We start from the raw sequence: 14,507 nt of genomic DNA on the forward strand, positions 1-14,507 counted from the left end.
TAGCTCAATAAGTTTTACCTAACTTTACGTTAATCTAACCAGAATTCCACTCACCGAGGTTAGATCACAACAATGCGAATAGAACCGTTAATTCAAGGTGTTGTTGCTCGCTCTGCGCATCCACACGGTTGTCATGCATCCATAAAAGAGCAAATTGAATACGTAAAAAAAGCCCCGCAGATCAAAAGCGGCCCTAAACGAGTTTTAATTATTGGTGCTTCCTCCGGTTTTGGGTTAGCAGCACGTATTGCCCTAACGTTTGGCGGCGCTGAAGCAGACACCATTGGCGTCTCGTTTGAACGAGGTCCATCTGAGAAAGGGGTTGGCAGCGCAGGCTGGTACAACAACATCTTTTTCAAACAAGAAGCAACACATGCAGGACGCACTGCAATCAATATTGTTGGTGATGCATTCTCTGACTCTGTCCGTAATGAAGTTATCGAAGCGATCGAAACCTACTTTGAAGGTGAAGTCGATTTGGTGATTTACAGCCTTGCAGCGGGCGTTCGTCCAAAACCTCATTCAGATACGTTCTGGCGCAGTGTGATTAAGCCTATTGGTGAGTCGGTTACTGGCGCTTCCATCTTACTTGAAAATGATCAATGGGTTGAAACCACGCTCGAGCCTGCCACCGAAGAGGAAGCAGAAGCGACCATTAAGGTCATGGGGGGTGAAGATTGGGAAAGCTGGATTGATACTCTCATCAACACGGAATCCGTCGCTCAAGGTTGCAAAACCATTGCATTCTCATACATGGGCCCAGAAGTTACTCACCCAATCTATCTTGATGGTACTTTAGGCCGAGCCAAAATTGATTTGCACCAAACCAGCCATGCATTGAATCTGAAGCTGGCTAACTTCGACGGTGGTGCCTACGCCACGGTGTGTAAAGCGCTGGTAACCAAAGCCAGTGTTTTCATTCCTGCTCTGAGCCCTTACCTTTTAGCTCTGTACCGAGTAATGAAAGAGAAAGGCACGCATGAACGCTGCATCGAACAAATGCAACGTCTGTTCACGACGAAGCTTTACGATCAGCCTAAAGTTCCTGTTGATGGCGAGCGATTGATTCGAATTGATGATTTAGAACTGGATCCGCAAACGCAGGCTGAAGTGAGTCATTTATTAGAACAAATGAATGCAGAGAACTTTAAAGATGTTGGTGATTACCAAGGCTTTAAAGACGAGTTCATGAAACTAAACGGCTTTAACTTTGACGATGTAGACTACTCGCAAGACATTTCGTTAGAAACCTTGGCGTCACTTAAGCCATAAGTTCGTCAAATTTGTTTCATATTTGAGATGGCTTCCAACAATTTTGGGTCCTGAAAGGTTTTCAGGACTTTTTTTTGTTTCGTCTGTGGGCGACCCTATACTTAAGTAAAACGACTAATGTTATAACAATTACTACTGCATAAATCTTCGATTCACAGGATGTGAAACTACCGGAAAGGAAGGCCTCTATGGGGAGATTTCAAACACTAGATTATGAGATTCCTGAATCCATGCAGCGAAGCTGGCAGGATATCGTCAATCTCCTCGCACAGATTGCAGACGTGCCAACCACGCTTATCATGCGAGTGCATCAAAACCACATCGAAGTAAACACCTCAAGCGACACTCAAGGTAATCCATATAAAGCTGGTGACAAAGAAGATCTTGGACATGGTTTGTACTGTGAACATGTCATTGAAACCAAAAGCCAACTGGTTGTTCCCGATGCCCTTGCCGATGAAAAATGGTCGAATAACCCGGACATCAAACTTGGTATGCTCTCCTATTGTGGTTTGCCGTTGTTTTGGCCAAATGGCGAAACGTTTGGAACCATTTGTATGTTGGACTCCAAAGCCAATGAGTACAGCGAAACTTACCGGCAATTGCTCAACACGTTCAAGGACTCGATAGAAGCTCAACTTGCTGTTGTCTACCAGCAATACAAACTGTTGAGACTTAACAGCGAACTTAAAAATCGCGTAGAAAACCGAACCACTGACCTCGCCCAACTCAGCTTTTCACTCACTCAAGAAATTGACCGCCGCAAAGCCGCTGAAAGACAAGTTAACTACCAGAAAACCCATGACCAAGGTACCGGATTTCTTAATCGCGCCGCACTGGAAGCGGTGGTTGAAGATACGCTTCAATCCCTAGAACACGGGCATCAGTCTTTAATTGTTATAAATGTGGGCTTTAGTAATGCGCGTAGCATACAAACTCGATACGGCTTTGAAGCGTTTGATGAGATCCTCAAAGAATTTCGCAAGCGCCTTGGGACGAACGATTCAAACTACTTCATTACTGGTCGCCCAAGTTCAAACGACTTAGTGCTTTTGTTATGGGGAGAAGATGCTGATTCGAAACTGCATAATCTGCTCGATAAAATCACTAACATCAGCGTGGGGAACTTCTACATCAACGACACAGAAGTGCATTTGCACTCCTACGTTGGCGTAGTTCAGGCTCATCGCTCGAGCAGCGCCAAACAACTTCTACAAAATGCTTGTTACGCAATGTTGCTATGTAAAGAGTCGGGTGAAGCTTACAGTTACTTCTGTGAGAGCCACACGCATGAGTTGAACAACCATAATCAGCTCGAAAGTTATCTGCTCCAAGCGGTACGTAATGACGATTTGATGTTGTATTTCCAACCGAAAGTGAACCCTCATACGCACAAATGGATAGGTGCAGAAGCACTATTACGCTGGCGTCACCCCGTTTTAGGTGATGTATCTAACGAAGCGCTCATCCACATGGCTGAGCAAAATGGGCTCATATTTGAAGTTGGCTCATTTGTTTTGCGTACTGCTATCGACAAAGCCAAACAGTGGTCTGAGTTATTCGATAATTTCAAAGTTGCGGTAAATGTCTCTCCTATTCAACTGCAAAACGTGAATTTCGCCGAGCAAGTTGAACACCTTCTCGAAGCGTTCCACCTTCCGGCACGTTTTCTTGAGTTAGAAGTGACGGAAAGTGCGTTAATTGCTGATGAAGTGGTCGCACGAACAACCCTTAAAAAACTGAATAAACTTGGTGTGACATTGTCACTCGACGATTTTGGTACGGGCTACGCCTCTTTCAGTTATTTGAAGAAGTACCCTTTTGATGCCATCAAAATCGACAAGAGTTTTGTTCAGCAAATGGAAAAATCCGACGATGACCGCGCAATCATTTGTTCCATCATCCATATTGCGAAAAAACTTGAGCTGCAAGTGGTCATTGAAGGAATTGAATCGCCACAACAAGAGCAGTTTTTGATTGGCGAAGGATGCGATATCGGACAAGGCTTTTTGTACGGAAAACCGATGCCTTGTAACGAGTTCGAACAAAGTTTGTTTAATCAGCGTCAAATTGGTGGCCAATACGCCTATTCTTCATAAGCTCTCCTTTACTCTCTTTGCGGTGGTTTCTATAATCGCCGCCCGCTTCTAATTAAAAGGCCAATATCTTCATGGATCAGTTAACTGCCACGCTTAAGAAAATTGAAAAGCAGAACTACCGTGCTTACCAACAAATCAAAGGTCAGTATGACTTCACTGATTTCACGTTGTTTATCGATCATGTTCAAGGCGACCCGTATGCTTCTGCGTCACGTTTTCGTGCGACTCGTGCTTGGTCACTAACTGGTCTTGAGTGGCTAAAAGACGAGTCTCCGGCGTTCCAACGCGCGGCTCGCGACTTTATTGCTCGTAGCTTTGAGCAATTTGCTAAACAAGAAAATACCGTATCAATCGCTTTAAATGGTCAAACGGTTTTAGACAGCACAGCGGTGCTATTCACAGAAGAAGGGATTGAACTGCGTTTTCGTGTCAACCTACCCGCTGAAGGCCGTTCTGTGCTTGGTAAAAAGGCGAACAACATCCTCACGTTCCATCTGCCTAAGTTTATTCGACGCGCGACGCTTGAGCGTGAGTTGGATAAAGAAGCAATGTTGAAGCACTGTCAAGTTGTAGAAGATCAAAGCGCACTAAGAGAACAATTAGAAGCACACAATCTTGTTGCGTTTGTTGCGAATGGTAGCGTTCTACCACGTATTGCGGGTAACTGTGATTTACCGATGAAAGAAGCAGTGGAGTTTACGGCTCCTGAGTCTTTGCAAGTGACTCTGCATGCACCAAACAAAGGTTACGTGACTGGACTTGGCATTCCCAAAGGCATCACTTTGATTGTCGGCGGTGGTTTTCACGGTAAGTCGACATTGCTGAACGCCATTGAGCGTTCTATTTACGATCACATTCCTGGTGATGGTCGCGAGTACATCGTGACAGATCAGAAAGCGATGAAGATTCGTGCAGAAGATGGCCGTTGTGTGCATCACTTAAATCTGTCGAACTACATCAACCATTTGCCAATGGGTAAAGATACTGCAGATTTCTCAACGCAAGATGCATCAGGTTCAACATCGCAAGCGGCTTGGTTACAAGAATCTATCGAAGCCGGTGCAACATCACTGCTGATAGATGAAGACACATCTGCAACTAACTTTATGATTCGTGATGAGCGTATGCAGGCACTTGTGGCAAAAGGCGATGAGCCAATCACACCGCTGGTTGACCGTATCGGTCAATTACGTGATGAACTCGATATCTCTACTATCATCGTTATGGGTGGCTCTGGTGATTACCTAGATGTAGCGAATACCGTTATTCAGATGCATGACTACCAAGCGGTCGACGTGACTGAAAAAGCAAAACAAGTGATTGCGCAGCACCCTACTCAGCGCCATAACGAATCAGAAGAGAGCTTACAAACTTTCCGACCTCGCGCACTAAACCGTGTGGCTCTTATGAATATATTGACTGACGGCAAGTTCCGCGTAAGTGCAAAAGGCAAAGACTCACTGCGTTTTGGTAAAGAATTTACTGACCTTAGTGCGCTAGAGCAGATTGAGTCTGCTGACGAAGTGAACGCCATTGGTTGGTTGTGGTTCCAACTTGCACAACTGCCTGGTTGGTGTAACAACCCAGCAAAAGAAATTGAAGAGATGTTATCGGGCGAATGGCACGCATCACTGCCTAAACAAGGTGACCTTGCTAAACCACGTACTTTGGATGTGATGGCAGCACTTAACCGTATGCGTAAGTCACAGTTCAAACCTTCACACTAAGTATTTTGTATTTGACGTATCACGACTTATCCAAGTCTGGCTCGTCTAAAACAAAACAAAAAGGCAGCAATTATCGCTGCCTTTTTTATTTTCAGTCCTAAACCACCAACTACAGTAGGTAGTTATTTACTATTTATCCATTTCGAAGCACGTTCCATGCTTCGCACAACACTCTGAATCTTTCGGCATCGCCATTTTCTCTATCAGGATGCCAGCGTAACGCCAGTTTTCGCCATTGTCGGCGGATTTCAGTACGAGATGCATCACCCGCTAGGTCAAAGAGTTTAAGCGCTTTCGCTTTATCGATGTTATGCTCCGAGGCGCCGCCTACAAAGCGTTGATAACGACTCCAAAACTCATTGAGTAATCGACGAACTTCATCTTCGTTCGCTTCATAATGGCTCCAATCTAAATAGTATTGTCGCAAAGGATCGTTTGGATCGACGCTATTTCTACTCGCTTCTAATGCTGACATCAACATGATATCCATCGCTTCTACTTGCAACCAACTGTCCGGAAAGAGCGTCTCTTGCAGTTGATACAGCGCATTCATTATCAGAAAGTTTCTTTTGAATAAGTCTTTATCTGGCGAGGGGTCAAGCTGGTTAATGTAACCGCGTTCACTGAGCTTGCTGGCCAAGGTGTGTACTTTCCAACCAGATGGTTGCTTTTTGAGAATCTCAAGCATTGGCCAAAGCAACGGGTTTTCTATTTCACTCTGACTGCTATCGCATACGCCATATTGATCTTCCATGCGCCCTCGTTTGATTTATAAGCGATTAAAATTAAGCACGTTTCAAAGCTCAACGTCATTACTTTTGTACCATAAACGAAAAAAGGCCGATAGCGAAAAACCATCGGCCTTTGGAATCAGGATCGCGTTTGATTAAATAACGCCTAGCTCACGTAAGCGTTCCATCAAGTAGCTGTGTGCTGTGTAACGCTCAGAAAGTACTGTATCTGGTTTTGGGTGCAAGAAAAGCGGTAATGAAATGCGCGATTTTTCTTGGCGAGCACCTGTTGGGTTGATAACTCGGTGTGTCGTCGACGGGAAGTAACCACCTGATGCTTCTTGTAGCATGTCACCGATGTTAATGATCAAGTTACCAAAGTCACATGGAACATCGATCCACTCGCCATCTTTGCTCATAACTTGCAGACCAGGCTCGTTCGCCGCTGGCAGTACAGTCAGTAGGTTAATGTCTTCATGAGCGGCTGCGCGAATTGCACCTGGCTCTTCTTCGCCTGTCATTGGCGGGTAATGAAGAACGCGAAGCAACGTTTTGTCACTGTTATTGATCATTTCTGACAGTGCAATAGAGAACTTCTCTTGTACGTCTTTTGGTGCGTACTCTTCTACCCAACCTAGCAGTTCCTGTGCAAAAGCGTTTGCGCGCTCGTAGTACTCAAGAATCTCTGCTTTCAACTGTTCTGGGATTTGTCCCCAAGGGTAAACATGAAAGTACTCTTTGATGTCTTTTACTTTGTGGCCTTTCGCAACTTCAGAAACCGAAGGTGGGAAATAACCATCTTGCGTTTCTACATTAAATTGGAAATCATTTTTTTCTTCTGAGCAGAAAAACTCGTGCCAGTTTTTGTAAATGGACTCAACCAACTCTTGAGGGATTGGGTGATTCTTTAATACGCCAAATCCTGTTTCGCGTAGTGATGCTACGAACTGTTGAGCAGCGTCGTCAGCAAGATAATCGACAGTTTCCAGTTTCATGACTTTACTTCTTTTTTATTAGACTGAGTCACGGATTCTATGGATGGGCATGTTGTAAATCAAACTTTAATGAAATGTGCACGCGCAAACGTTTTAATGTTGAGCGGTTCGCTAATAATTCAACATGTTTAGTTAATAATTGACCAATAAAAATAAACAATTGCACACCGTTCAATTAAGTGTAATCATTGTTAACGCATTACAAACAGAGATATAAACGGTTTAACTCGATGCTTGTACGCTCTAAAAAATCAATTGAAGGATCAACTAACCCTATGAAAAGCACTTCTACACTATTGGGATTGACGATTTTTTACGCCATCGTTTTTTTATTTTCAGCATTAGAACCTAGCTCGCGTGCTGTCTGGTTTGCTGAAATCATTCCGGCGATTGGTATTCTCATTGCGATTTGGGCGATTTCGATTCGCTACCAGTTCAGCAACACCGCTTACCTTTTGATGTTTATTTGGTTGTGCCTACACACCATTGGCGCGAAATACACCTTCGCTGAAGTGCCGTTTGATTGGTTCAATAACCTAATTGGTTTAGAGAGAAACAATTTTGATCGCGTAGCCCACTTTGCGATTGGTTTATATGCCTACCCGATCGCTGAGTATTTGATTCGCAACAAAAAATTCAACCCTACTTTTTCATGCTGGTTTGCGTTGTTTGCCATTATGTCTTTGGCTGCAGGCTACGAAATCATTGAGTGGTGGTATGCCGAACTGGCTGGTGGCGATGAAGGCATTGCCTTCCTAGGCTCCCAAGGAGACATTTGGGATGCCCAGAAAGACATGTTGTGTGATACGACGGGTGCCATACTGTCGTTGTTTTTAATGTCGGCTCAACGTCGATTCGCGAAGCCATTCTAAATACGGATTAAAACCATCCACAATAGGAACCTGTACGATTTGAGCAACCTCATATTCGTGCAGGTTTTCAATTTTTTCTTCCACTAACTCGTAAAGCTCACGTCGTGTTTTGATGATCAATAACCATTCGTGATCAGTACAAACTTCCCCTTTCCAAACATAATGGCTCTCAATTGGCATCGTCTGAATACACGCCGCTAATTGAGCTTCTAATAAACCTTTGATGATTTCATCGCGATTTTTTTCATTATTGGTGGTACTTAACACCATGCAGCAATCGTTTTGTTGGCTCATTATTTTTCCTACTTCATTGTCACTTTTCCGCCAATCATCTTAAACGCAGGCGTACCTCTGACTAACGTATCTCGTGCAAACTCTTGCCCGCAGCTCGGGCAAAAACAAGGGGTTTGAGTGTAATCTTCTACAATGCGTTCTTTAAAGCACTTCACCAAGGCCCCCTTTCCGCCCTTGCGATATTTATATAGCTGCGCTTTGCATTTCGCACAATAAATTTCGACAGTTTTACTCGGTTGCTTTTTATTCGGCTTGGCCATTATCTTCTATCTCTGGCTTGACCCACACATTGCTGAAATCGAACCACCCCAGCGCATTACATTTTGCGTTTTGAAGCGCACCGCTGTGGTCTTTGTTTACCCCTAGCCAGCAATGGAACATTGGAATAACCTGACAGCTTTTCACTAACTGCCTTCCTAATTCGCGAGCAGGAAAGTCGGCATGAATGCCTGCACGCCATTGATCGACTAATGTCGCCCATTCTGAAAAATCGTAACCCGCGCTGAATTTTTCGATGTCGCTGTAATCAAGTAGCCAACCCGCTAAGGCATCGTTGCGATTGGTCGCAATACCCATTGCTTTTACCCAAACGTCGACTTCTTCTGGGTTTGGCGGCTGCGTATCGTAGCGAATAAACTCGACATCGACACTGTGCGGTTTGAGCAAATGTTTAATTGCTTTGGCAATGACAGGAAACATCGGATGTTTTTTCTGATAAGCGACGGTAATCGATTTACCTTGTTGCGGGACTTCACCCACTGATGTCGGCCTTAAGTCAATCCACCCCGGTTTTAAACCAAATGCTTGCAGTACACCCAGTTCAATCACTTTATCTTGGGGAACGTGCGCGTAGATTTGATGGCTATTTAATGTTTGGCTTAAAAATTCGGCCCAACGTGGGTCTTTTGCGATCCCGGTGTTTTTGTTAAGCAGCAAGAAGGTACAGCCCGGATCGAGTTCCACTTCATCGGTCGACGCTTGTTTGTCCATTTGTGGCTTAGACAAGCTTGGATACACCATTGATGAGTAGGCTTCATCAATCACCCACACTTCAACTTGGTCCAGCAGTGGACGAAACCCAAAATAACCATCGAAAGCAGTAAGAATAAGGCGTTTGTCGTCGTTCACTTTCACTTGGAACGGACCTGTGCCAATAGGCTTACGGTCAAAATCCTCAGAGCGAAGCGCTTGTGGCAATAAGACTTTGGCTTGAGACTCGCTCAATGCTAACGGTAAATAGCGATCTGGACGAACAAGCTTAATATCCACGGTCCAAGGCTGTGGTGACGAAACTTGCTGAATGTGAGAGAACAAATTCAATCCACTCAAGGCAAGAATGCTCTCTACAACACAATCTGTCGTGAGTGGTTCACCATTGTGGAAGCGTACGCCACGACGCAAATAGAAACGCCAATGAGTGTCAGAAAGCGCCTCCCACGTATGTGCGAGATCCGGTTGAAGTTGTTCGTTTTCATCAAGACGCGTTAAACCGCTAAAAACTTGTCGCGCGATGTGTTGTTCCGAGCGACGCATCGGCTTTTGCGGATTCAGCATGGCTAACGGTCGGTAATAAGGCAATCTCACGACTTGCTCGCCTTGTCGATGCTGCAAGCCCAAATAACCTTGAATCACCTGGGTTAAACGTGCGGCGTCATTGTCTAACGCATCGAGCGCCTGTCCAATCTTTCCTTCGTCTAGGTAGCGTCTCGCTAAGTTTTCGCTTACGTCACTACGATTGCGTTTAAAGATCAGTTTGGATAGTTTTCCTCGGCCAGCAGCCGGGTGCCATTCTATCCACCCTTCTTCTTCGAGCTTATTGAGAACGATACGCGCATTTCGTCGCGTACAAAACAGAGCGTCGGTAATGTCTTCTAGCTGAACTTCTGTGTCGTTACCGGCAAATTTTTCAAAGAGTGTTTCGAACTGAACACGTAAACGAGGGCTACTCATAAAGAGGAAATACTTGTCTTGATGTCAATAAGTCAAGTTTCCTCATTTTTATGAAAAAGTGCAAATATGAAGGGGTAAATTATTGAATATCGATACCAATTTCTTGTGCGAGTTGGACAAGTTGTTCCTCATTATCCAATTTTATTGACCATTTGCATTCGGCCCCATGGGCTAACACAACATTTGCGCTACGACCAAGAAGTTGAAGTGCATCGGTTTGTGCTTGCAATGTGACCATTGCCTCACCCGTTAGTTTGATGACGATTTCACGCTGCGTCGCGATAATTTTACCTAATGAAAACTCGATAACCATTTTCTGCCTTTGGGTGAATCTCTGCTGATTGATGAAGTCGAATTAAGCCAATTTTGCTTTTTGTTGTTTCACAGCAATCGTTAGACGACTAGTACACACCAAACGATCACGTTCGTCTGTAATTTCAATCTGCCAAACTTGAGTCGAAACACCAAGGTGAATAGGTTTTGCGGTACCGATAACATAACCACTGCGCATTGCTCGTACATGGTTTGCGTTGATATCTAAACCTACGCAGTAGTTACCTTCACTCACGCAAAAGTTTGCGGCAATGGAACCTAATGTTTCTGCTAGTACGACGGATGCACCACCATGCAACATACCTAGCGGTTGATGAGTAAAACTGCACACTGGCATCGTTGCACTTAATGAGTCATCCGTGAAGTTGGTGTACTCGATTTGTAGGTGCTCCATCATGGTATTTCTTGATGTAGCGTTAAGGATGTCCAAACTGATCGACTTTTTCCAAATACTCATTTTTCGCTCTTACTGTTTGCAGGTTGAGACTGCTTATTCATATTTATGCCAAGCGCTTAGCATAGTCTCTATTGCTACGACACTTCAAGACAAAACGCGTTAGCCCTCAACTCTACCATCACACTTACCTCGCCTATGCATCTTGTCATCATTTGGGTATATACTACTGGTTCAAAACAAGAATTAGTGAATATGGAGCCACTTATGAAGGTATGGATTAAAGCCTCTGCTCTCTTGACCTTAGCAGGCTTAACTGCGTGCAGCGCCTCACCAACTGGTCGAAATCAAATACTGATGTTTTCAGATCAAGAAATGTCATCACTTGGTGCAAAATCCTTTGATCAAATGAAGAAGGATATTCCAATCAGTAAAGATAAAAAGACCAACGCTTACGTACAATGCGTAGCTAAGCAGATCACCAATGCCATTCCACCTCAAGCTGGTTTCAAAGATTGGGAGGTCGTGGTGTTTGATAGTGACCAAGTCAATGCGTTTGCGTTGCCAGGCGGAAAAATTGGTGTTTACACTGGCCTTCTCAAGGTAGCGAAAAACCAAGATCAGTTAGCAACGGTTATCGGGCACGAAGTGGCGCACGTTTTAGCAGAACACAGCAACGAGCGGCTGTCTCAAAGCCAATTGGCCAATGCTGGGCTGTCGTTAGCGAATGTGGCAATTGGCGCATCTGAATACAAACAATATCAACAGCTCACTATGGCCGCGTTAGGTGTTGGGGTGCAGTACGGCGTTATTCTCCCTTATGGAAGAACGCAAGAGTCTGAAGCGGATATCGTTGGCTTAGAGTACATGGCGAAAGCTGGATTCAATCCTAATCAAAGCGTCGATCTGTGGAAAAACATGAGTGCAGCATCAGGTGGAGCGCAGCCGCCGGAGTTTTTCTCTACTCACCCTTCTCACAGTACGCGAATCAAAGACTTGCAGGCAACCATCAACAAGTTACCGAAGTACAATGTGAAAGCACCGAAATGTGGTTAGAAAGCGTATAACCCTACAAAAGTCTGATACAAAAAAGCTCCTACTTAAGGAGCTTTTTCGTTATTTGTGTGTTGAGAACTTTCGTTAAGCTCCAAGAATTTGCAAAGGTAAGCTGAGTAAGCTGTCACCCAGTCCTGCGAAATACCAAATAATCCCAACAAAACCACCAACGGATGCTAAATACCAAATCAATGAGAACAATTGACCGTAACGAGTGAGTGGCAACAAGTGGCTGTGATGTCTTGCTCGCCATTCCATGACCACTTCCAGCATCCCCATCATCAGTAAGAATCCGAGCAGCGTTAAACCAAATGAATAGCTGAGCGCAATACCAAGTAGTGCTGTAACAATGCTGCCCGCCAACCCAATCCAAGTATTCATCGAGAAAGTAATACTCTTTAGAACATGGCCACCATCTAACGGTAAGATCGGCAGCAAGTTAAAGAGGTTTAGCAGCGCGTTAAACACAGCAAGACCAGCGAATATCATTTCGCCTGTCATCCAATAAAGCAGAGTAAACACAATGCTTAAAACCAATCCAAAGAAAGGCCCCATGATAGAAATGACAACATCTTGCCAACGCGTGTTTATTTTCTCGTCACTTAAAGCCAAGCCACCTAGAAACGGGATCAAGTAAATGCCCTTGGTTTTCATACCGAAATACTTCATCGCTTTGATATGCCCATATTCGTGGAACATAAGACAAGCGATAAGAGCCAGAGCAAACTCAATAGAAAACAACCATGAATAGGCAGCTAAACTTGCTGACGCCAGCGCAACTTTAATCACTTTCGCGCTTTTTAAGGCTTTCATACCTAAGGAAAAAATACCGATGACACTCAAGCGCTTTTCTGATGGTGGCGCGGCCTGTGGCACCTGCCTTTCAATGTCTTTTTCGTTTCTTGAACCTTCCGTAATTAGCTCACCGTTAACGGTGGCGCGATAGGTCAGATCAAAAGGTTGCCAATCCAATGTGCAGTCTAATTGGCAAAGCAAAACCTCTTCTCCAGCACTCAGCTTAAATTGATGCGTGTAAGTTTCGGTTTTCTTTTCGCTCGCATCAATTTGAGAAACTAGAGTGTTATCCCAGTACAATTGCTGCCATCCCGCCATCGATCCTTCTAATCTTAACGGGCGACCTAAAAATTCAGTGTGTAGTAATTCCAACGCGATTCCTAATGCGATAACCACAAAGGTCGAATTATGCCTCTTATAACAAGTGACATCAAAGCATGTGAACTCAAGATTTGAAGGTTATTTAATCATAAGATTTGCAAAACAATTCTGGTCGTACCATTTCCACAAAAAATATAACGATAATACATGCCCTTACGAGCAGGCGTTTGACGTATGCATCAAATTTAAAACGCCAAATACGCTCAAACTTTGACAAGTTATTAAACATACAATTAACATTACGTTTACATCACAGTTGTATTTCAATGCAATCACAACTGCTGTTTAGTACCACACAACAATTACAAGGACTTCGGTCCAGCATAATGACACCCTAGGAGGGTCAAGGATGAACAAGAAGCACTGCTCTCTGCTGACAATTTCAATATTGTTTGCGTGTAATGCCCATTCAGCGGGCTTTCAGGTTGCTGAACACTCGGCATCTGGTCTTGGTCGAGCATTCTCAGGTGAAGGGGCTGTAGCAGACAATGCCAGCGTTCTTGCACGTAACCCAGCAGCAATGACTCTTTTCAAAGAAGCTCAGTTTTCTGGCGCACTTTCTATCGTTGATCCTGAAGTCAACGTTTACGATACGCTTCATAAAGAGCAATCTGATGACGTAGCACCACTGCAAGTGGTTCCTGCGGGTTATTACATCAGCCCAATCAATGACAACTGGGCTTGGGGTATCGGTATGTTCACCACTTACGGTGTTGCAACAGATTATCCAGATGATATTTCTGCGGGTGATATGGCTGGCGACACCTCGCTACTTTCTGTCAATATCAATCCAAACATTGCTTACCGCATCAACGAAAAATTCAGTGTTGGTGGCGGCATCAACTTAGTTTATGCAGAAGCTGAACTGACACGTCACAAAGGTGCGTTGGCGCCGCTATTTGGTTCTGGTAGCAGTAAATCCGATAACCTAATTGGCATGGAAGGTGAGACTTTCGCATGGGGTTGGAACGTTGGTGCCCTATTTGAACTTAACGAAAACAACCGTTTTGGCTTTGGCTACCGTTCTAAAGTCGATCTAGATTTTGATGATGGTGAATTCAGCAGCTACGACTCCGGCATCGCAACCGCAGCAAAAGTTGATGGTCGCTTGAAGATTTCGCTTCCTTCTATTATCGAACTTTCTGCATTCCATCAACTTAATGACCAATGGGCGATTCATTACGGTTGGCAACAAACTGACTGGAGCACTTTTAAAGAGCTAAAAGCGACCAGTAATGAATGTAAAGGCGGCGTATGTTTCTTCAAACCAGAAAAGTATGAAGACAACAACCGTTACTCTGTAGGTGCAACTTACACGCTAAACACCGAGTGGACATTCCGCGCAGGCTTGGCTTATGACGAGCAAGCGGGTGAAGCAACATTGAGTATCCCTGATAGTGACCGTATGTGGTACAGCGCGGGTCTAACGTATGCAATGAATGAAAACCTATCGTTTGATGCTGGTTTTGCATTGGTACAAAGTGAGTCGGGCTCTTTCACTGAGACTAACGCAGCAGGTCAAGAAATTAAGTTTGATTCAGAAGGTACGGCATACATCAGTGCAGTACAGATGAACTACACCTTCAAATAATAGGATTCTCGGAGTAA

The 14,507-nt window shown here is 44.3% G+C and carries 14 protein-coding genes; 6 read left to right on the forward strand and 8 right to left on the reverse strand.

The window, feature by feature from the left end:
• Positions 1-72: 72 nt before the first annotated feature.
• The 3 genes from fabV to NL646_RS01845 all read left to right on the forward strand — a co-directional run bounded on the left by fabV (position 73) and on the right by NL646_RS01845 (position 5,098).
• Entirely contained in the window at positions 73-1,272 is a 1,200-nt protein-coding gene (gene fabV / locus NL646_RS01835) for an enoyl-ACP reductase FabV (protein ID WP_017447563.1), read from the forward strand.
• Positions 1,273-1,460: 188 nt separating this feature from the next.
• Positions 1,461-3,371, forward strand: a complete 1,911-nt coding sequence (locus NL646_RS01840) for a GGDEF and EAL domain-containing protein (RefSeq protein WP_005498840.1) — start codon at positions 1,461-1,463, stop codon at positions 3,369-3,371.
• Between the two features lie 71 nt (positions 3,372-3,442).
• Entirely contained in the window at positions 3,443-5,098 is a 1,656-nt protein-coding gene (locus NL646_RS01845; RefSeq protein ID WP_029857158.1) for an ABC-ATPase domain-containing protein, read from the forward strand.
• Positions 5,099-5,231: 133 nt separating this feature from the next.
• On the opposite strand, the gene NL646_RS01850 is transcribed toward NL646_RS01845, so the two are convergent.
• Both NL646_RS01850 and NL646_RS01855 read right to left on the reverse strand, forming a co-directional pair.
• Entirely contained in the window at positions 5,232-5,852 is a 621-nt protein-coding gene (locus NL646_RS01850; RefSeq protein ID WP_024701249.1) for a DNA-J related domain-containing protein, read from the reverse strand.
• A 132-nt stretch (positions 5,853-5,984) separates the two neighbouring features.
• Positions 5,985-6,824: an isopenicillin N synthase family oxygenase gene (locus NL646_RS01855; RefSeq protein WP_005455357.1), complete on the reverse strand. Its 840-nt coding sequence runs from the start codon at positions 6,822-6,824 to the stop codon at positions 5,985-5,987.
• Between the two features lie 275 nt (positions 6,825-7,099).
• On the opposite strand from NL646_RS01855, the gene NL646_RS01860 reads away from it, so the two are divergent.
• Entirely contained in the window at positions 7,100-7,696 is a 597-nt protein-coding gene (locus tag NL646_RS01860; protein ID WP_253663762.1) for a DUF2238 domain-containing protein, read from the forward strand.
• Here NL646_RS01860 and cutA read toward each other — a convergent pair.
• The 5 genes from cutA to NL646_RS01885 all read right to left on the reverse strand — a co-directional run bounded on the left by cutA (position 7,658) and on the right by NL646_RS01885 (position 10,730).
• Positions 7,658-7,990 (reverse strand): divalent-cation tolerance protein CutA, encoded by a 333-nt coding sequence (gene cutA, locus NL646_RS01865; RefSeq protein ID WP_005455382.1) that lies wholly within the window; start codon positions 7,988-7,990, stop codon positions 7,658-7,660. The two genes, NL646_RS01860 and cutA, sit on opposite strands and share 39 nt — an antisense overlap.
• Positions 7,991-7,998: 8 nt before the next feature.
• On the reverse strand, positions 7,999-8,250 hold the full coding sequence (locus NL646_RS01870; RefSeq protein WP_005479768.1) for a hypothetical protein: 252 nt from the start codon (positions 8,248-8,250) through the stop codon (positions 7,999-8,001).
• Positions 8,234-9,940, reverse strand: a complete 1,707-nt coding sequence (locus NL646_RS01875; RefSeq protein ID WP_053305778.1) for an SgrR family transcriptional regulator — start codon at positions 9,938-9,940, stop codon at positions 8,234-8,236. Before NL646_RS01875 ends, NL646_RS01870 begins: the two co-directional genes overlap by 17 nt.
• 79 nt (positions 9,941-10,019) lie before the next feature.
• The gene (locus NL646_RS01880) at positions 10,020-10,253 is read right to left on the reverse strand and encodes a DUF3389 domain-containing protein (RefSeq protein WP_229611921.1); all 234 of its coding nucleotides are present in this window, start codon (positions 10,251-10,253) and stop codon (positions 10,020-10,022) included.
• Positions 10,254-10,295: 42 nt separating this feature from the next.
• Positions 10,296-10,730 (reverse strand): hotdog fold thioesterase, encoded by a 435-nt coding sequence (locus tag NL646_RS01885; protein WP_253663763.1) that lies wholly within the window; start codon positions 10,728-10,730, stop codon positions 10,296-10,298.
• 204 nt (positions 10,731-10,934) lie between these two features.
• On the opposite strand from NL646_RS01885, the gene NL646_RS01890 reads away from it, so the two are divergent.
• Positions 10,935-11,723: a M48 family metallopeptidase gene (locus NL646_RS01890; RefSeq protein ID WP_005455384.1), complete on the forward strand. Its 789-nt coding sequence runs from the start codon at positions 10,935-10,937 to the stop codon at positions 11,721-11,723.
• Between the two features lie 84 nt (positions 11,724-11,807).
• Here NL646_RS01890 and NL646_RS01895 read toward each other — a convergent pair whose 3' ends face one another.
• On the reverse strand, positions 11,808-12,890 hold the full coding sequence (locus NL646_RS01895; RefSeq protein WP_140354420.1) for a site-2 protease family protein: 1,083 nt from the start codon (positions 12,888-12,890) through the stop codon (positions 11,808-11,810).
• Positions 12,891-13,248: 358 nt separating this feature from the next.
• Here NL646_RS01895 and NL646_RS01900 point away from each other — a divergent pair, with 358 nt between their 5' ends.
• A complete protein-coding gene (locus NL646_RS01900; protein ID WP_005455385.1) occupies positions 13,249-14,490 on the forward strand; it encodes an outer membrane protein transport protein in 1,242 nt (413 codons plus the stop codon).
• Positions 14,491-14,507 lie beyond the last annotated feature (17 nt).

The organism is Vibrio sp. Y20_XG_PY13, from assembly GCF_024181925.1.
GTDB lineage: Bacteria > Pseudomonadota > Gammaproteobacteria > Enterobacterales > Vibrionaceae > Vibrio > Vibrio parahaemolyticus.